The organism is Sorangium sp. So ce726 (assembly GCF_051521405.1).
Taxonomy (GTDB): Bacteria; Myxococcota_A; Polyangia; order Polyangiales; family Polyangiaceae; genus Sorangium.
Genome location: NZ_CP150349.1, coordinates 8,830,928 through 8,849,603 on the forward strand (window position 1 = coordinate 8,830,928; position 18,676 = coordinate 8,849,603).

Genomic DNA, 18,676 nt, shown 5'->3' on the forward strand with positions numbered 1-18,676 from the left:
GAATTCCATGTCGCCAGATGAAACGATGTTGGTTATCCTGCACGGGAAGCGCCCGAGCGGGCTCATGACGCGCCGGAGCGCCCCCCGCGACGTGAAGCATCCCCCCGAATTGTTCGGGAAATTCACAGGGAGACGGGGAGACGGGGAGACGGGGAGACGGGGAATTCAATCCCACGAATCTCCCCGTCTCCCCGCCTCCCTGTTCAATTCCCCGCCAAACCTGTCTCGGTCGATTGAACGGCGCTCGCTCAGCGCGCCACGAGGTCTCCTGCCCGGCGCGGCGCGACCGCGTAGGCCGCCTCGTAGTGCACGACGAGGCCGGTCACATCGACGGTCTTGTCGACCGCGAGCGACGCCGTATCGATGACAGGCTGGCCGCCCACGATGTGCACGAAGACCTGGGCATTGCTCGAGCTGTCATCGACATACACCTTGAAGCCATGGGGCTGGTCGTCCTCCACGGCGCTGGTCACGCGGCCTTTCACGTGTACCAGCAGGCCCTCGAAGCGCTCTCCGGCGTTGACGCTGCCGGTCGTCACGAACGTCGGTTCGACGGGTCCGATGCCACCGAGCACCGTGACCGAGGCCCGCTCGGCGTTGAGCACCGTCTGCTGGGCCGTCTGCCCGAGCCTCCCCGTGACGCGCACCCGGACATCGAGCTCGAGATCGATCGCGTCCGGCAGGCCCACGTAGATGCCCCCGGTGGCGTCCTGCAGGGCGAAGCCCTGGTCGCCGGTCGCCGAATTGAACGTGCCGGGCGCGACGGTCACGAGCCCCTCGACCGTCGCCGTGGAGCCCTCGGCCAGGGCGCGGGCTTCGGCGATGGTGACCACGGCCTCCTCCTGGTCCGGAGCGCCGCAGGCCGTCGTCGCGAGGGCGCAGGTGGTGACGGCGATCGAGACGAGATTGCGGGTCGGAAGGCGCTTACGCATCGCCGTTCCCCAGCGCTGCTGCGCCCAGCGAAACAAGAGGTTGCCCCGCAACGGGCGCTCCGGCGTCCGCGGACCTCCAGAGCCCGAGAGCGCGCGCACACGGCAACACCACCTGGGCGAGCGCGGCGCGGGGCAGCCCGCGCAGCTCGGCCCCGCCGAGGTGGCCGTGCGCCGCGAGCGCCGCGGCGCGGCCGCGGGGCGGCTCGCCCTCGACCGGAGGCGGGCGCCGGAGGGACAGCGCGGCGGCCTCGAACACGTCGGCCACCGCGCGGCGGACCGGCTCGCCGCCGGCCCCGATCGCCCACGCCACCGTCTGCCACGCGAGCTCGGCGTGCCGGGCCTCGTCGTCCGCGATGGCCTCGAGCGCCGCGCGCACCGCTGGATCCTCGGCGCGGGCGCGCTGCTCTGCCGCCATCAGCGCGGCCACGGTCTCGCCGACGCAGCCTTCCTCCGCGACGGCGCGCGCCAGCGCCACGAGATCCGCGGCGACCGGGACCCCGTGCGGCATGGGGAGAGCTGCAGGGCCGACGGGCTCGCCCCGGTAAACGGACGCGAGCGAGAAGCCGAGGCGGGCGTGACCGACCTCGTCGAGCGCGGCGATGTGCGCGGCCTCGACGAGCGACGACGGCGCGCCGAGCGCCATGAGGTCCAGCGCGAAGCGGGCGAACGAGGCGACCGACGCGTGCTCCTCGAGCGCGCTCCGGAGCCAGCTCTCCGCGAGCGTCTCCCGCTCCTCGCTCGTGAGATCCGCCAGCGAGGGCTGTCGCCCGCCGGGGCCGGTGTCCTCCCCGCGCGCGAGCCACCCTGCCTCGGCTGGCCGCGGCGCCGCCGTGCGCCGGTGCCCCTCCAGCGTGAAGGGCCGGCCCGGCGTGCCGCAGTACTGGGAATTGCGTCTGGAGGTCACCTCGTAGCAGCACGCGCCGTCTGGCTCGGTCGCGTCGCTGTCCACCGACTCGATGTAGTCCTCGCATTTCGGGTAGATGGTCCTGAGCTCCTCCACCGCCTGCCTGCGGTCGAAGCACGCCCCGAGCTCCTCGGACCACTCGAAGCAGCGGATATCGGCGGCGGCCTCGGGCTCCCCGCCGCAGCCCGGCAAGGCGGCCATCAACGCGGCCGCCGTCGAGGGGCCGGCGCTCAGCAGGAGACGGGCGATCAATGTTCGTCGAAAGGATCGGTCGAGCAGCATGACGTGCACCTCCAGCCCATGCCCCGACGCCTCATGAGCGGAGCGAGGAGCTCGGAACATGGTGCCTTATGTCGGCTTCTGTCACACGAATTGCAAGCCAAGTGCCACTCCGGCCGGGCCCCGGCACGTCAGAATTCGCGTGAATCGCGCGGTGCGCCGGGAGGAGCGGCGCGCTCCCGTCGCGCGTCTCGCCGCAGCGCTGACACACTCCGGCACTCCTGGCCGCTCAAAGCGCCAGCGCACTCCCCGCCGGCTGCCATCACGGCGTGCTGGCAGGATCCGCGGGATCGCTGCACGCGTCCTGCTCGTCGCCGTCGAGGAAGCCATCGGCGTCGCGATCGAGCGCGATGCGCTCCCCGGAGCCAGGCGGCGCGCAGGTGAACGTCAGCCGGGCGGTATCGCCCCCGACGAGCGCCCGGAGCGCGGCGCCGGACACGAGCGGGCTCGCGCGACGATCGGCCACGAGCTGGCCCGCGCCGACATAGAGATAACCGACCGCTCGATCGGCGACGCGTCCCTTCACCACGAGATCACACTCGCCGGCGTCGGCGCGCGACATCAAGAGATCGATGCGCGGGCGGACCGCCGCGGCGTTGTTCCGGGTCAGCGTCACCTGCTGGCCGACGATCGGCGCCAGGTTGCTGTCGAAGGCCAGCACGAAGGCCTCGAGGTCGCGGCGGGTCACGTCCCCCTCGGGCGTCTCCGGGATGCCCCCGGGCGCAAACTGCGTCAAGAACCCGAGCGCGTGGTGGAATCGAAACAGGGTATCCACGCTCCCGTCGTGGATGAAGCCGAAGCCGCGGACCTGATCCCCGGTGAAGCCGTCGTCGCCATGGACGAACCCGAAGGCCGCGGGGAAGCCGAACTTCCCCACCTTCTGGTAGGCATTGCGGAGGTGCGGCACCTTGAAGAGCTGCGTCTCGAGCGCGAAGCCGGACAGCCCCGCTGTGCCATAGAGCCCGGGGTTCGGGAGGGGCGCGCAGCGCACCCCGTAGTCGATATGCGCGTTGAGGGGCCGCGGGGTCACGCCCCTCGAGCCGAGGACGGTGATCCGGCTCTCGTGAAAGTGACCTCGCAGGGTCTGCCCTGCAAAGGTGCCTGGGCCCTCGAAGCGGTTGAGGTTGTTGGCGTCGGTGTTGGAGACATAGATGGCCCCGCTCACCGGGTTGACCGCCATGTTGTAGAGGACGGTGCCGACCCCCGTGAAGACCCCTGCGCGCCCTGGGAGCGGCGCGGGCGTGGCCGCCATGGCGTCGATGACGAAGACGTCCTTGTCGGGGAGTGACAGCCTCACCGCGTCATCCCAGGGGCGCCCTGTCGCGTCCACCCAGTGAACTCCATTGAACTGAACGATGATGCCGACCTCCGGCGCGGGCTGATCCCGGGAGTTCATGCTCGGCGGAGGGAGGCCGTCCGGGCCGAAGCCGTCGGGGACCACGGTCTCGAAGCTGCTGGTGGTGCGGTTGCCCGAGTGAAGGCCGGCCGCGTAAACGCGGCTGCCATCCGGGCTGACGGCGAGCGCGCGAGGGGTGTCCGCGAACAGCGTGAGAATGGCGAGCGGGTCGCCGCCAGGGGAGCCGCCAAGATCTCCGGCGTCAAACACCCAGACGTCGGCGCGTCCCACGCCCGGCGTGGTGAGCTGCGGATCGAACGGGACGTTCTGGCCGCGGTGCGCCGCGGTGATGAACGCGCGCTGCCCGGGGCATGCGGACGACGTCCGCCGGCGATCGCTGGTTCCTTCTGGTTTCTTCTGGTTCCGGGCAATCGCCTCGAAGGGCCGAGTCTGCCCGGTCGATCAGGCCCGGTGGGCATGGGCGGCGGCGCGCTCGCTCTGCCGCTCACCGGCGACGACCGATGATGGGCCCGCCGGCGCTTCGGACGATGGGCGAGGCGCCTCGCCCCGCTACTGCGCCGGCGCGGGGCGCCCCTCGACCGCCGCGAGGTAGTCGCGCACGGACTGCTTCATCCCGACCTCGAGCGCATGCGCCACGAGGTGGTGACCGATCGACACCTCTTGAATCTGCGGCGCCTCGCGGACGAGCGGCGCGAGGTTCTCCACGGTGAGGTCGTGCCCCGCGTTGATCCCGACCCCGGCCGCCACGGCGGCCCTCACGGTCGCGACGATCTTGTCGAGCTCCGCGCGGTGATCGCCGCGATCGAACGCCTGGGCGTAAGGACCCGTGTAGATCTCGATGCGATCGGCCCCGATCTCCGCGACCACCGGCACCACCGCCGGATCCGCCTCGACGAAGAGGCTTGTCCGGATCCCCTCCTCCTTGAGCCGCTTCACCACCGGCTGGAGGACGAAGCGCCATTTCGAGACGTCCCAGCCGCGGTGCGAGGTGAGCTCGCCCGGCGTGACCGGGACCAGCGTGCACTGCGTCGGCCTGAGCTCGAGCGTGAGGTCCAGGAACTCCTCACGGAGATCGCCCTCGAAGTTCGTCTCCACCGTGGTGATGTGGCGAGTCACCGCCCGCGCGTCGTCCGGCGTGATGTGCCGCCGGTCCGCCCGCGGATGGATGGTGATGCCATGGGCTCCGTAGTCCACGATCTTCCGGGCGAAGGAGAGGACATTCGGGGCATCGTGTCCCCGCGAGTTCCGCAGGAGCGCGATCTTGTTCACGTTGACGCTGAGCTTCATGGGACATCCTCTCGCCGGCTCGTGCGCGGCGCTCGCGACGCCGCTATACACGATCGACGCCGCGAGGCGAACACGCCACGCGCTGGCGCGCAGCCGGAAGCGCGCGGCCAGCGCGGCCGGGAGCGCGCCGCCAGCGCGCACTCGGGGAGCGCCGTTGGCGCTCCGGGGCCGGGCCTCCGGCCGCGGCGGTGCTCCCCGCCTGGCGCGGCCCTCCGGCGCCTACACGCGCCGCGCGGCCCGCGAGCCCCGCACCGCGACGTCGGTCGCAAGGAGCGACACGACGAGGATGCCTACGGCGACGAGCGCGTTGTTCCACACCGTCGCCGTCAGCAGCGCCGGTATCGTCCAGGCGCTGACGAAGAGCCAGACCGCCAGGATCGCGGTGGCGTAACGCGCCCTGGGCGCCCAGAGCGCGATCAGGGCGAAGGCGACGCACAGCGCGCCCACCACCCAGGTGTTGGTGAACTCGTCCCGGCCGTGGCGCCAGAGGAACGCGGAGATCAACAACCAGATCCCGAGCGCGATGTTGATGCCACGCAAAGCCGCCATCCGATGCTCCATTGGCTTCCCTCCCTCACGGATCGCCGTGCCGGCGCCTCCGCCGCGCGACGCCCTCGCTCTGCCCGCTCGCCGCGGCCTCGGGCCAGGCGTCCTGCCCCGAGCGGCCTCGGCCTGTCGAGCGCGGAGCCCGCTCACCCCACCTGCCGAGCGCCGGCGTCCCTGCGCCCGGTCCACACACCCGAGAGCTCAGCGAACGCCGTGCGAATCCAGTGCCACGCACCTCACCCTGAGAGCGGACGCGCGGCCAGAGGCCGCGTTCGTGAGGGCCGCCGCGCGGCGGTTCGGCTAGAAGCCCCGTCGCCATGGACTTCTTCGCGACCGCCGCCAAAGGAACCGAGCCCGCCCTCCGCGACGAGCTCCGCGAGCACCGGTTCCGCGGCGTCCGCGCGGACCGCGGCGGCGTGCACTTCTCCGGCGCGCCAGACGAGGGCTTCCGCGCGTGCATCGAGCTCCGCACCGCCGTGCGCGTGCTCGTCGAGCTCGCCGCCTTCGACGCGCCCAGCGGAGACGCGCTCTACGAGGGCGTCTCTCGCGTCGACTGGGCCCCTTACCTGAGCCCGGTCCACACGCTCGCCGTCCGCGCCTCCTGCCGATCGAGCGCGCTGACCCACACCCAGTTCATCGCCCAGCGGACCAAGGACGCCATCGTCGACCAGATCCGGCGCCGCGTCGGCGCGCGCCCGTCGGTCGACCTCGACGACCCGGATCTCGCCCTCTTCCTCCACCTCGTCCGCGACCGCGCGACGCTCTACGCCGACCTCGGCGGCGCCGCGCTCCACCGCCGCGGCTACCGCACGCACATCGGCGGCGCGCCGCTCAAGGAGACGCTCGCCGCCGCGCTGCTCCGCCTCTCCGGCTGGGACCGCGCCCGCCCGTTCGTCGACCCGATGTGCGGCGCCGGCACCATCGCCCTCGAGGCCGCGCTCTGGGCGCGGGACATCGCCCCCGGCCTGCGCGCGCAGCGCTTCGGCTTCGAGCGGTGGGCCTGCCACGATCAGTCCGCCGCGCGGCGCACGACCGAGCTCCGCGACGCCGCCCGCGCGCGGATCCGCCCCGAGGGCCCCGCGATCGTCGCCGCCGACATCGACCCTCGCGCCGCCGAGATCACCCGCGGCAACGCCCGGATGGCCGGCGTGCAGATCGAGGTCCGCTGTCAGTCCATCACCGCGCTCGCCCCGACCGCGCCGCCGGGCCACGTCCTGACCAACCCGCCGTACGGCGAGCGCCTCCCGGGCACACTGGCCCTCTACCGCGACATGGCGGCGGCGCTGTCCCGGCTCGCGGGCCACCGCGTCGCGATCCTCGCCGGCACCGAGGACATCGAGCACGCCATGCGCCGGCGGCCGGAGCGGTCGCTCGTCGTGTTCAACGGCCCGATCGAGTGCCGGCTGCTGACGTACGACATCCCCTGAAGCGGCGCGCGGTGTCGGAGAGGGCGCGCCGCGCGAGAGGGCGTGTCAGGAGAGCAGGCGCATCACAAGGAACATCGCCAGCGCCGTGAGGAGCATCCCGGCGACGAAGCCGATGATGAGCCCCCGCTTGCCGGCGAGCCAGCTCGGCTCCCGCGCCTGCGGAGGCGCAGGCGCAGGCGGCGCCTGGGGCGCGACGACGTGATCGGGCATCGTCGCGCGGCGCTCCAGCACCGTGCGCTGCTCTGCGATGGTCGCGGCGAGCTCGAACGGCAGCGACGCCGGGACCGCCGCCGGGGTCGCCGGCGAAGCGCTGTCGGCCGCGGCCGGCGCTCTCCGTACGACCGCCGCAGCGGAGTCTCCGGCGGTCTCTGCGCTCGCCGCGCCGAACCCCATCGCCCCGAACCCCTGCGGGCTCGCCGCCTGGAGCTCGCCGGGTGTCACCGTGGGCATCTGGCTCTCGGCCGGGGGATGGGACGAGACCAGCCGGAGCGTGTTGGCGACGCGCGGCGATCTCCTGTCCCACACCCCCGCCGCGCCCCCGTCAAGCGGGCTCTGCGGCGTCGCCGGGACCGGCACGGAATCGACGCGCACCAGGCCGACCTCGGCTCGCCTCTCGGGTGTGCCCAGCCCGAAGTCCTCGGCAGAGCGGAGCGTCGCCTTCACCTCGCGGCCAGGAGGCGTGATGTCGAGCTCGTCGCCCTCGTCATAAGCCGCCGTGTGGACTCGCACCCTCGCCGGAGCGAGGAGCTCGTCGCGACGGACCATGGTGAGCGTGCTGTCGTCGTCCCCGCTCGCGTCGTCGTATGCGCCCGGCTCGGCCAGACCGTTCCCCGAGAGCAGCGCCTCGCTGGCGCCGTGGGACCAGGACGGAAGCTGCAGCGAGATCTCCGGCACGGACTCCCCGGCCCAGCGCTGCGGCTCGGCGCCCGCCCCCGGCGGAACCGCCTGCGGATCGAGCGTCTGCGGGAGTTCCGAGGGGGGCGGCGCGTGGTGAAGCAGCACCGGCGGCGGAAGCGCAACCTCGGCGCCGGTCCCCCCGGAGACGAGCGTCCGGGCCGATTCGATCGAGAGCTCCGCCCTCGGCGCCGCGCCGGAGATCGGCGCCGACGTCGAGCTCGGCAGCGACGTCAACGGCGGGAGCGACATCGGCCCTCGCTGCAGCGATGCGTCCCGTGAGAACAGCGAGCTCGGCTGCCGGCGCGAGATCGGCCCGAGCCCCACGGCCGTGTCGGGTAGCTCGGCCAGCAGGCAGTGCAGCGTGTACCCGAGCTCACGCGCCGTCTGGTACCTGTCCTCGGGCTGCTTGGCGAGCGCCTTCACGATCAGCGCCTCGAGGCGCGGGTGGATCCCCGGCGCGCAGCTGCTCGGCGCCGGCACGGGCGCATGGATGTGGAGCGTCGCCGTGTGGAGCGGCGTCTCGCCCTCGAACGGCAGCCGCCCCGTGATGAGCTGGAACAGGAGGACCCCGCAGGTGTACAGGTCGGCCCGCTGATCCACCGGCAGCAGCCCGCACTGCTCCGGAGCCATGTAGGCCGGCGTGCCGACGAACGTACCCGCGCGCGTCACGACGGACAGCGGGTCGGCGAGGAGCTCGGGCACTTCGCCGGACGAGCCGGTGTCGAGGATCTTGGCGATCCCGAAATCGAGCACCTTCACCCGCTCGCCGTGATGGTGCATGGGGTCGGGGACCACCATGACGTTCTCGGGCTTCAGATCGCGGTGCACGACGCCCATCTCGTGGGCGACCGCGAGCGCCTCGCACACCTCCGAGAGGATGCGGACCGCCCGCGCCTGACCGATCGCGCCATGGCGCTCGAGGAGGACGTAGAGGTCGTCCCCCGAGAGCAGCTCCATCACGATGTAGCTGAGGGCGCCCTCGACCCCGTACTCGAAGATCTTGACGGAGTTCGGGTGCTTCACCCGCGCCGCGGCCTTCGCCTCGCGCTGGAAGCGCCGGATGAACGCGCGGTCCGCGGTGAACTCCGGGTTCATGATCTTGATCGCCACCCGGCGGGGCTCGGCGTCGCGCTCAGCGATGAAGACGCTGGCCATGCCGCCCTCGCCGAGGAAGCGGGTGATCGTGAACCGCCCGGCCACCTTGCGGCCGAGGAGCGCCTCATGCCTCATGCGCCCGGCACCTGCCGGCGTCTGCCCCGCTCGCCCGCTTCCGGGCGGCCGCACCGCATGCCCGCCCCAGGGCGGCCGTGCCCCTCGCGCAGGAGAGCGCTGCGCCCATGGCTGTCCGCGCTCCCGCGCGACCCGCGCGTCCGATGCGAGGGAGAGTGCACGCGGCGACCATACCAAAGAACTCGACAGCCGACGACTTGTCGGCCCACGGCGGCGCCTGCCGGGGCCGCCGCGCGCCCTCGCGCGCGCCATCGACCGTCCCGAGCACCGCTCCCGACCGCCGTCACCCCGGAGACGGGCGCCGGTCGCAGGCTCACCCGGCAACAGTTAACTCTTTAACGCCACCCCCGATGCGGATGTGCGACAGGTGCTTAACTTATCGAAAGAGCTCGCGATCGAACGTTGGCGAGCGTTGGCAGCATTCTTGCCTGGAGGGGACTGCCTCGCGCTGCGCCCTGTGCGCCGTGAAGGGTCAGCTTGTGCGTCGATCTCGACAGGCAGCTTCCGGAGGATCGTTGATGAATCGAATTTTTAGGCGTGCGGTGCTCCTCGGCACCGTCGCGCTGACCGTCGTGGGGGCGGGCTGCGCCGAGGAGCGGCCGTCCATCAGAAGGGTGCAGAGCGATGCGCTCGCCAAGTCCTTCTTCGTTGGAGGGGACCTGAAAGACATCGTCGATGACCCCGAGTTCTACATGCGGGGTACGGTCATCGACGTCGGGTACGGCGCCGCCCAAGATGGCCTCTTCACGTCGACCTATGCCCAGCCCGTCTCCCGGATCAAGTGGGAGGTAACGGAGCACCAGCTCAACGCTCGGCTCGCCTACGAGCGCATCGAGGGGACCGACGGCAAGGGCAACAACTATAACGGGCTCACCAGGAAGACCACGAACGACGGCCAGATCGTCGCGAGCTACGCGATCGAGTCGCATTTCGACATCGTCCGCGACTACAACCCGTCGACCGGCGAAGAGTCGAACGTCATCGTCGAGAACACGAGCGACAAGCCCTGGTACAACCGGGAGTACTTCCGCGTCGACTGGTCGCGCAACCTCGCCACCGACGCCTACAACTTCGACACCCTGTCGCAGATCGGCCTCTACGGAGGTGTCGAGTACGAGCCGCTCGCCTATTACGTCAGCGACCCGGCGTCCGCCGACGCCCCGCGGTTCGACGGTAAGAACGGCTACTTCGACGTCACGACGAAGGCGTTCGCCACGCCCGCCCTGCTCGACCTGTCGAGCCTCGGCTGGGGCATCGACAAGTTCCCTGCCTGCATGCTCCCGGGCGACTTCGCCGGCGGCACCGACCCGTACGGCAACTGCAACCCGGTCGAGATCACGATCCGGCAGTCGTTCAAGAAGGTGGTCGACAACGACTACGAGCCGGTCGACTTCGACGGCGTGAGGTTCCAGGCGTTCGGCATCTTCAACTTCGATTACCGCTACGGCTACGAGCGCAACTACGGGATCTTGGACAACCATTGGCGGCGCTTCGCGGCCCGCTACAACCTCTGGAAGCGCAGCCACTTCTACGCGAACCCCGAGACGATGGAGGGCGCGATCGCCTGCGCGACCCGGGAGACGGCCCCGGGCGGCGACGTGAACGCCGATCCGAACGTCGACGAGAACAAGGACGGCACCGCGGACGTGTGCGCGGCGGCCGGCGCGGGCTCGCAGTGCGACGTGTTCAAGCAGAAGTGCACGCTGCCTTACACGGCGCGCGAGGCCGTCGTCATCCCCTGGTACGTCGGCGGCAACACGTCGGAGGACATCTTCGAGGCGACCGAGTGGGCCACCGAGGAGTGGGACCTCGCGATGAAGACCGCGATCCAGACGTCGCGCCTCGTCGAGTGCCGGAAGACGGGCGGCCAGGACTGCGACGCGAAGTTCCCGATGTGGAAGGGCCAGCAGGACGACATCGACGAGGCCGTCGCGCTCTCGCGCGAGCTGAACGCGTGCCGCCGCGAGCAGGGCTGGGGCGCGCCGGCGTGCGACGACCAGGCCAGGCAGGCCGTGGAGCAGCTCTCTCAGCGGCGCGGCGGCGACCAGGCGACGCTCGCGCTCGGAAGCGTCGTCACGCAGCCTTCGGTGATCGTGCTCTGCCACAACCCCATCGTGGAGGGCGATCACCCCGCCTGCGGCGACACGAGCGTTCCCCTCGAGGAGCGCGTCGCCCCGCGGCTCGGCGACCTCCGCTACAACAGCGTGCTCATCGTCGACAAGCCGCAGACCCCGTCGCCCTGGGGCATCATGGTCGACGCCGACGACCCGATCACGGGCGAGAAGGTGGCCGCCAGCATCAACATCTGGAGCCACGTCACCGACTCCGCGGCGCAGCAGCTCGTCGACATCGTCCGCTACATCAACGGCGAGATCCCGACCTCCGAGATCACCGACGGCAAGTACATCCGCGATTGGGCGCAGGCGAGCCGCATGTCCGGCGGCGGCCAGGGGCCCACGATGACGAAGCAGGAGGTCACGTCGCGGCTCGCGAGCGCCACGAAGCTCGACGGCGAGGCGTACGCGGGCCTCGTCGCGCAGGGCGTCTCCCCCCAGCTCCAGGCGCTCATCGAGCCGATGAAGGCGAAGGTCGCCGACATCGCGGTGCGGGGCGACGTCCCCTCCCCGCAGCAGGCGGTCGTGGGCGCCCGCATGAAGGCCGCCCGGGGCAGCCTCGCCGAGTCGGAGCTCCTGAACCCGGCGATGCTGAAGCGGGCGGGCATCCCCGCCGGCCTGCCCATCGAGGGCCCGCTCGCGGACGCAGCGTCGCCGTTCGCGCTGAACAACCCGAAGATGCACTCGCAGCTCCGCCGCATGCACGACAACGCGCTCGCCGAGCGCGGCGCCTGCATCCTGCACGAGGCCCCCGAGGCCACGGCGATGACGGGCCTCGCGGAGGCGCTCCGCGAGAAGTTCCCCGTCGGCGACGAGGAGACGGCCGACGAGAAGCGGGGGCGCTACGAGAAGATGTTCAAGTACATCCAGCGCCGCTACCAGTACGCCGTCATCGCGCACGAGATGGGGCACTCCATCGGCCTCCGGCACAACTTCGTGAGCAGCTACGCCTCGCTCTTCTTCCGGCCCCAGTACTGGCAGCTCAGGACGAAGAACGGGAAGGTCAAGGCGGCGTGCACCGGTGAGGCGGACGAGAGCCCGGAGGAGTGCGTCGGCCCCCGCTACTTCGACAAGATCACGGACGAAGAGCAGAAGAACATGATCTGGATGTTCCAGCACTCCACGGTCATGGACTACCCGGGCGACGTCTCGCAGGACCTGGTGGGCCTGGGCGTCTACGACTTCGCCGCCGCGCGCTTCTTCTACGGCGACAACGTGAGCGTCTACGACAACGGCGATCGCAACTACCTCGCCGGCGGCAGGGTCGGCGGCGGGCTCCTCGCGGCGACCGACAACTTCGGCGGGCTGGCCGGCATCAAGTACGGCACGTTCGCGAAGGGCAGCGCCAGCGTCAGCGACTTCCACTACTCCCAGCTGCAATCGCAGTACGAGGTCATCCGCGACTGCTACGACGTGGAGGCGACACCGCCCGCGACGTGGAACGAGCAGCTCGATGGCAAGTGGCACCCGCTCCTCGACGGCGGCATCGTCACGGTCGGCGAGGAGACGAAGCGCTGCCGCCAGCAGCCGGTCGACTACGTCGGATGGAAGCAGCTGCGCAAGCCGCAGGACAACGAGACCTCGATCGGCGCCTTCCGCGGCGGTCCGGCGGTCGACGCCCAGAACCGCGTCCGCGTGCCGTACGGGTTCGCGACCGACAACTGGGCCGACACCGGCAACGTCTCGGTCTTCCGTCACGACAACGGCGCCGACCCGTACGAGCAGCTGATGTTCCTGATCACCACCCAGGAGAACAGGCACATCCTCGACAACTTCCGGCGCAACCGCACGACGTTCAGCGTCCGCGCCGCGGCGGATCGGTCCTACAGCCGCTACAACGAGAAGATGCTCGGCATCGCCGGCGGCATCGGGTTCTACGGGACGATCTACCAGGATCTCGCGACGAACCAGGGCCTGTCGTTCGACACGCTGTGGCCGCTCCTCGTCGAGGGCAGCCTGCAGGAGAACGTCGTGGCCGCGACGGTGGCGTTCGATCACTTCACGAGGCAGCTCGCCCGCCCGGAGGAGGGGCCGCACTACCTGCGCGATCCGCTGTTCAACGACCCGGTCCTTCGCTCGAACCTCGACGGCGACGACTACGGCGCTGGCGAGGACTTCGGCTCCTTCGGCGGCACGACCAACAGCCCGGTGCTGGTGCAGATCCCGAACGGCTCGACCGGCTACCTGAAGGACGTCGGGTTCGGCGGTCACCCGCTCGAGAACAGGAACTCGGAGGACAACGGCGACTTCGACACCGACTACTCGTTCAACGCGGGCAGCTACTACGACAAGATCCACACGGCCATCCTGCTCTCCGAGTCGGAGGACCGGTTCGTGAGCCAGTCGCGCCGCGACTTCTACGACGCCCGCTTCCGCGCGGTCGGCATGGCCGACGTGCTGCCCGAGGGCTACCGCCGCGTGCTCGCCAACGCCCTCACCGGCGACCGTTCGCTCCTCGCGCCTCGCCTCGAGGCCGGCGAGGACGGCTTCCCGGTGCTCGACACGGAGAGCAAGGATCCCGACCCGCTGGCGAAGGAGTTCCCGGCGCGCCCGATGGGCTGGGTCAGCTGGTGGCCGAACGAGGGGCCGAAGGTCTGCTTCCCGACCGACGGGAAGAACCTCTGCACGAACTACATCGGCGGCGACTTCGACCCGGCCGTCGTGGACCGGACCATCGCGGTCGATCCGCAGATCGGCTGGGAGGTGCAGAAGTTCCTGATCGCGTGGACGCTCGCGAACATCCCCGCGAACGGCAAGACGAACTGGCTCGACATGATGCGCGTCTACCGGCTCGGCAGCGACGCGGACCCGGGCTTCGAGCAGCGCATCGAGTGGCAGGACCCGACGTCCGGGCAGGTCTACTACGCCCGCACGTACGGCATGGAGTGCCTCTTCGGGGCCGGCAAGAACAGGGCGGCCTGCGAGGACTCCGGCGGCAAGTGGGTGCAGAAGGGCATCGCGGCCCGCGTGCTCGAGTACGCCAACGCCCTCACCGCGAAGGGCTACCAGCTCGACGCGAGGCACGAGGCGCAGCCGGGCAACCCGGCAGACAGCATCCCCGCGGATCCCGCGTACGTCGCCGACTACGGCCCCGGCTTCAACAAGTACGGTCGCGCGATGATCACGTACCACCCGGATGGCGCCGCGATCATCATCCCGGATCAGGCGATCAAGGACGTGCCCGCGGTCGGCCCGCTCAAGGAGGTGCCGGCGTGCGATCAGAACATCAACGAGAACTGCACCCAGCTCACCATCTACAAGAACCACTACGCGTACGAGCTGAAGGGCTACAAGTCGGTGCCTGACTACCTGCTCAAGATGATGGCCCAGTTCGGCCTCGCCGACCCGGAGCAGCTGGGCATCTTCCCCGACTGATCCGCGCCTCCCTACGCCGGGGCCCCGCGCCGGGGTCCCGCGCTCCTCGCTTCTTCGTCTCTCCCCCTCCCTCTCCCCTCCTAGGCGTTCACCAAGCTTCGCGCCGCGTTCTCCTACATCCGAACGTTTGCGTTTGCGTTTGCGTGGTCGTTCACGACCTACCGTTGACGACCACGACCACGTAAACGTTCACGTTGGGGACGCCCTGCGCGGGGTCCGGCCGTCCGCGCCCCTCCGGCCCGAGATCGCCTGGCCGGCCCCCTGCTGCCGTTGGAGGTCGCGCAGGCGCCAGGGCAGCACTACGCTCGCCGTGGCGCTGCGAGCGCCGCGGCATGATCCCTTCCCCCGCCCTCCACGCCATCGCCCCGGCCCACCGCTCGGACGCTCGGGCCTTCGCGACCTACCTCATCGAGCACGTCGCCGAGTCCGGCCGGCGCGGAGTGCCCCATTTCGCCATCGCGACGTCGCTCGCCCCCGACGAGGTCGAGCACGGCGCTCGCGACCGCTGGGGCAAGGCGCTCGACGAGCCGCTCTGGGGGCGGGCCTGGCTGCTCCGGTCGAGCGAGCCGCGGGCGCGCATCATCGGGCACATCGAGCTGCGCGGCGGCCGCGTCTGGTCCGAGGGACACCGCGCCGTCGTCGCGATGGGCATCCTCGGCCCCCACACCGGGCAGGGCCACGGCCGGCGCCTGCTCGAGACCGCGATCGCCTGGGCCCGCGACGAGGCGGGCCTCGAGTACCTGGACCTCGGCGTCTTCGCCAACAACGAGCGCGCCAGGCGGCTCTACGCGGGGATGGGGTTCGTCCCGATCGGCACCCGGGAGGACGCGTTCCGGGTCGACGGCGCCATCCTGGATGACATCCAGATGACCCTCGCGCTCCGCTCTCCCGACCCGCGCGCGGTCGCCCCGTCGGAGCGCTGAGCCACGGCGCGGGCGGCCCCGGGCCCGCCCGCGGCCCGGCCCGAGCCCCGCACGAGCGCTGGACGCGCGCTGGAGGGTACCCGCCGCGGCGCAGATGCGTCATGAGGACAGCGCCGTCCAGGCGCCCGTCCGGAGGCCCGGCCATCGCCGGCCCGGATCGCCGGCGGCCGCCACCGCAGTCCATCGCCACCGAAAGCCACCATGCGCCGCTCGCCGCTCTTGCCGATCTTCCTGACCGTCTTCGTCGACGTCCTCGGCCTCACGCTCGTCCTCCCCCTCCTCCCTTTCTACGCCGAGCACTTCGGCGCCAGCTCGCTCGTGGTCGGCGTGCTCGCGGCGAGCTACGCGGTCTGTCAGCTCGTCTCCGGGCCGATCCTCGGCCGCATCTCGGACCGGGTCGGCCGCAAACCGACGCTGCTCGCGAGCCAGACCGGCACGTTCATCGGGTTCCTGGTGATCGGCTCGGCGGGCTCGCTCTGGATGCTCTTCCTCGGGAGGATCATCGACGGGCTCACGGCCGGGAACCTGACGATCGCGCAGGCGTACATCAGCGACGTGACCCGGCCCGAGGAGCGCACCAAGGCGTTCGGCCTGATCGGCATCGCCTTCGGCTCCGGGTTCCTCCTCGGCCCGGCCATCACGGGGGAGCTCGCGAGCCGCTTCGGCTACGGCGCGCCTGCGTACGGCGCGGCGGCGCTGTCGCTCCTGTCGGTCCTCCTCACGGCCACGCTGCTCCCCGCGAAGCCGCCCTCGCCGGCGGTCCAGGAAGGGGCGACCGCCGCGGCCGCCCGGCCGGCGTCGCTCGGCCGCGGAGACGCCTTCCGCCGGTACTTCGACCGGCCGCTCCCGCGCCGCCGGCTGCTCGAGTTCTTCGCCTTCTCCCTCTCCTTCTCGACGCTCATCGGCGGCCTGGCGCTCTTCCTCGAGCGGCGCTTCGCGTTCGGCGTCAAGGAGACGGGCTACCTCTACGCCTTCTCCGGGCTCATCGGCGGCAGCATCCAGGGCGGCCTGATCGGCCGGCTGGCGAAGCGGTACGGCGAGGAGCGGCTCGCGCTGCTCGGCTTCGCCACGATGGTGGTCGGCTACGGCCTGCTCGGCGTCGCGTACACCCTGCCCGTGCTGCTCGCGCTCGTGGGGCTCGCGGCGTTCGGCGCGGCGGTGGTGCGGCCGGCCGTCACCACGCTCCTCACGAAGAGCGTCGGCCGCGACGAGCAGGGCGCGGCGCTCGGCGTGAGCCAGTCGCTGGCGAGCATCTCGCAGATCATCGGCCCCATCGGCGCCGGCTGGCTGATCGAGCACCGGGCGCTCGCGGCGTACGGCCTGATGGCGGCAAGCTTCGCCGCCCTCGGCGTCCTCCTCGGCCTACAGAAGATGCCCGTCAGCGAGCCGATCGAGCTCTGAGCGGCGCGCCTGGTTCCACTCTAAGCGCGCGCGCCCTTTACGAAGGGGAGCAGGGCGTCGACGAGCGGCGGCGTGGCGTCGTCGAGCCGCCGGGGGTTGTGCCAGGCGAACGGCTCGACGAGGCGCGACGGCCGGAGGCCGAGCTTGCCGCGCGAGCACTCCACGAGGAGCGAGAGCGCCCCGTGGCGATCGTGGAGCCAGTCGATCTCCAGGCCCGCCTTGCGGACGCCCCAGGCGAAGCGGACGTAGGACATGGCGCGGTACGGCCTGCGGTCCGCGGCGCGCGCGACGCGCATCGCGAAGGCGCGGTGCTCGGCGGCGTCGGCCACCGGCCAGAGGCTGTGCGCCGGCGGGTACAGCACGGCGCCGCCGGCGCTGTGCAGCGACAGGGCACGGTCGATCCGGCGCGAGGACAGCGCGTGCGCGATGGCCTCCACCTCCGGCTCGCTGGCGGGGCGGCTGCCGGGCGAGAAGAGGAGCCCGATGAAGCGCTGGATGAGGCCGCGCTCGTACCATCCCGCGTCGAAGTTCCGGTTCAGGTCGACGCCCCGGGCATTGCCCCGCACGTACCGGTGTCTCCCGGCGCGGAGGTTCATCTCGACGCGGAGGAGCCCGTCCGGGTTCACGATCGGGACGGCGAGGATCGACCGGCCGCCAAGATCCTGGTTCGCGAGACGCTCGAGCAGCGCCAGGTGGGCCTCGATGCCGATCCACTCGAGGGGGTGGATCCCGGACAGGATCACCGTCGTCCGCACGCGCTCACGCGACCCGGCTCCCGTCGAGAGGCGCAGGCTGGCGCGCTCGGCGCGCTCGGCCAACCGAGCGAGGGCGGCGTCGCTCGACGCCGGGTCGTCCGCGCCGCCCGGCGTGCGGCTGTCATCAGCATCCGCATTGGCATCAGGCGTGCCATGGCTCGGGACGCCGTCGAGCGGGACGCCGTGGAGCGAGACGCCGTTCGCAACGCTCCGTCCTCCCTGAGCGCTCGGCGCCAGGAGGCCCGCGGCTTGCCTCTCACCGCGCGCAGCGGCCAGGCTGGCTGCGCCGAGGTGAACGGCGAGCAGCGGCTCGCCCCGGATCGAGCGCCCGATCAGCGTGACCTGCGCCCCGCGGTCGGCGAGCCGCTCGATCGCCTCCAGGAGCTCGCCGTACCCGCGGTAGGGACCGAGCCCGCGGCGAGCGAGCAGACGGGAGAGCGGCGCGCGTCGGTGCACAAAGAGGGCCGCCCTCAGGGCAGCCCGGCCTTGCTCTTCCGACACCTGATCGGACTTCGGCATGCAGGGCTCACCTTTACCCTAGATGGCACCAACTATAGACCACCGGCCGCGCCTTCGTGCGATCCGGACCAGGTCAAACCAGGGATTACCGTGGCAGCGGGCACGCGTATGGAATTCGACGGCAGCGGGTGGGCGGAAGGACGTATCGAGCTGCTGCCTCCGAGCCAGGGATGGTCGCTGCTGTCGCCAGAGCCCGAGGCGCGGATCGACGAGCACCGCTGGGCGCATCAGGCGCGCGTCTTCTTCGGTGCGGAGCTCACGCTCGTGCAGAAGAAGGCGTACCCGTCGGGGACCACGCCGATGGCCGACGCCGTCGAGGTGGACATCGCGCGCACCTCCTCTTCTTCTACGCCGCGCACGACGAGCCGCGTGCTCGTCATGACGGTGCCGCTGGATCGTGCGCCGCTCGTGCGAGCGGCGGCCGCGGCGGGGGTGCGGGCGATCGGCGGGCGCGGGTTCGACGCGCTGCTCGCGCGGGCGCGGCGGGTCTGGCAGGTGCAAGAGCCGGCGATCGCCGGCGACGACGCGCGGGCGCCCCTGGTCGTCACCGCGGTGCTCGCGGCGGTGCTGCTCGCGCCCGTGGTGCCGCCCGGCGAAGAGACGATCTTCGGGGTGAAGGGGGCCCGGGAGCGGCTGCAGCGGCTCGGCTGGTGACGGGGCGGCGCGTTGCGCCCGCCCTCGGCCGCCTGGCGAGAGAGATCTCGTTCGGCGCTCTGGGGTGCCTGCTCGT

General features: G+C 71.4%; 11 protein-coding genes and 1 pseudogene. 5 read left to right on the forward strand and 7 right to left on the reverse strand.

Annotated elements, in window-relative coordinates; all coding sequences use genetic code 11:
* Positions 1 to 248: 248 nt before the first annotated feature.
* The 5 genes and pseudogenes from WME79_RS32660 to WME79_RS32680 form a co-directional block, all read right to left on the reverse strand.
* Positions 249 to 932, reverse strand: coding sequence for a DNA-binding protein (locus WME79_RS32660; RefSeq protein ID WP_437522826.1), 684 nt, complete (start codon positions 930 to 932; stop codon positions 249 to 251).
* A complete protein-coding gene (locus WME79_RS32665) occupies positions 925 to 2,118 on the reverse strand; it encodes a hypothetical protein (protein WP_437522827.1) in 1,194 nt (397 codons plus the stop codon). The genes WME79_RS32660 and WME79_RS32665 overlap by 8 nt, the downstream gene beginning before the upstream one ends.
* A 259-nt stretch (positions 2,119 to 2,377) precedes the next feature.
* A pseudogene (locus tag WME79_RS32670) lies at positions 2,378 to 3,826 on the reverse strand (hypothetical protein); the annotation flags it as partial.
* A gap of 195 nt (positions 3,827 to 4,021) precedes the next feature.
* The gene (locus WME79_RS32675) at positions 4,022 to 4,759 is read right to left on the reverse strand and encodes a pyridoxine 5'-phosphate synthase (RefSeq protein WP_437522828.1); all 738 of its coding nucleotides are present in this window, start codon (positions 4,757 to 4,759) and stop codon (positions 4,022 to 4,024) included.
* A 219-nt stretch (positions 4,760 to 4,978) separates the two neighbouring features.
* A complete protein-coding gene (locus tag WME79_RS32680) occupies positions 4,979 to 5,308 on the reverse strand; it encodes an SPW repeat domain-containing protein (protein ID WP_437522829.1) in 330 nt (109 codons plus the stop codon).
* 314 nt (positions 5,309 to 5,622) lie between these two features.
* Between WME79_RS32680 and WME79_RS32685 the strand changes: the two genes are divergently transcribed.
* Positions 5,623 to 6,732 (forward strand): THUMP domain-containing class I SAM-dependent RNA methyltransferase, encoded by a 1,110-nt coding sequence (locus tag WME79_RS32685; RefSeq protein WP_437522831.1) that lies wholly within the window; start codon positions 5,623 to 5,625, stop codon positions 6,730 to 6,732.
* Between the two features lie 45 nt (positions 6,733 to 6,777).
* On the opposite strand, the gene WME79_RS32690 is transcribed toward WME79_RS32685, so the two are convergent.
* Complete coding sequence (locus tag WME79_RS32690) at positions 6,778 to 8,859, reverse strand: protein kinase domain-containing protein (protein ID WP_437522833.1); 2,082 nt, start codon at positions 8,857 to 8,859, stop codon at positions 6,778 to 6,780.
* A gap of 518 nt (positions 8,860 to 9,377) precedes the next feature.
* Here WME79_RS32690 and WME79_RS32695 point away from each other — a divergent pair.
* From WME79_RS32695 to WME79_RS32705, 3 genes are all read left to right on the forward strand, one after another.
* Entirely contained in the window at positions 9,378 to 14,348 is a 4,971-nt protein-coding gene (locus WME79_RS32695) for a zinc-dependent metalloprotease (RefSeq protein ID WP_437522835.1), read from the forward strand.
* A 332-nt stretch (positions 14,349 to 14,680) separates the two neighbouring features.
* Positions 14,681 to 15,271, forward strand: a complete 591-nt coding sequence (locus tag WME79_RS32700; RefSeq protein WP_437522837.1) for an N-acetyltransferase family protein — start codon at positions 14,681 to 14,683, stop codon at positions 15,269 to 15,271.
* Between the two features lie 201 nt (positions 15,272 to 15,472).
* The gene (locus WME79_RS32705; RefSeq protein ID WP_437522839.1) at positions 15,473 to 16,672 is read left to right on the forward strand and encodes an MFS transporter; all 1,200 of its coding nucleotides are present in this window, start codon (positions 15,473 to 15,475) and stop codon (positions 16,670 to 16,672) included.
* Between the two features lie 20 nt (positions 16,673 to 16,692).
* Here the strand turns inward: WME79_RS32705 and WME79_RS32710 are convergent, their stop codons facing one another.
* Entirely contained in the window at positions 16,693 to 17,946 is a 1,254-nt protein-coding gene (locus WME79_RS32710) for a M14 family metallopeptidase (RefSeq protein WP_437522841.1), read from the reverse strand.
* A gap of 108 nt (positions 17,947 to 18,054) precedes the next feature.
* Between WME79_RS32710 and WME79_RS32715 the strand changes: the two genes are divergently transcribed.
* Complete coding sequence (locus WME79_RS32715) at positions 18,055 to 18,600, forward strand: hypothetical protein (RefSeq protein ID WP_437522843.1); 546 nt, start codon at positions 18,055 to 18,057, stop codon at positions 18,598 to 18,600.
* Positions 18,601 to 18,676: the final 76 nt, after the last annotated feature.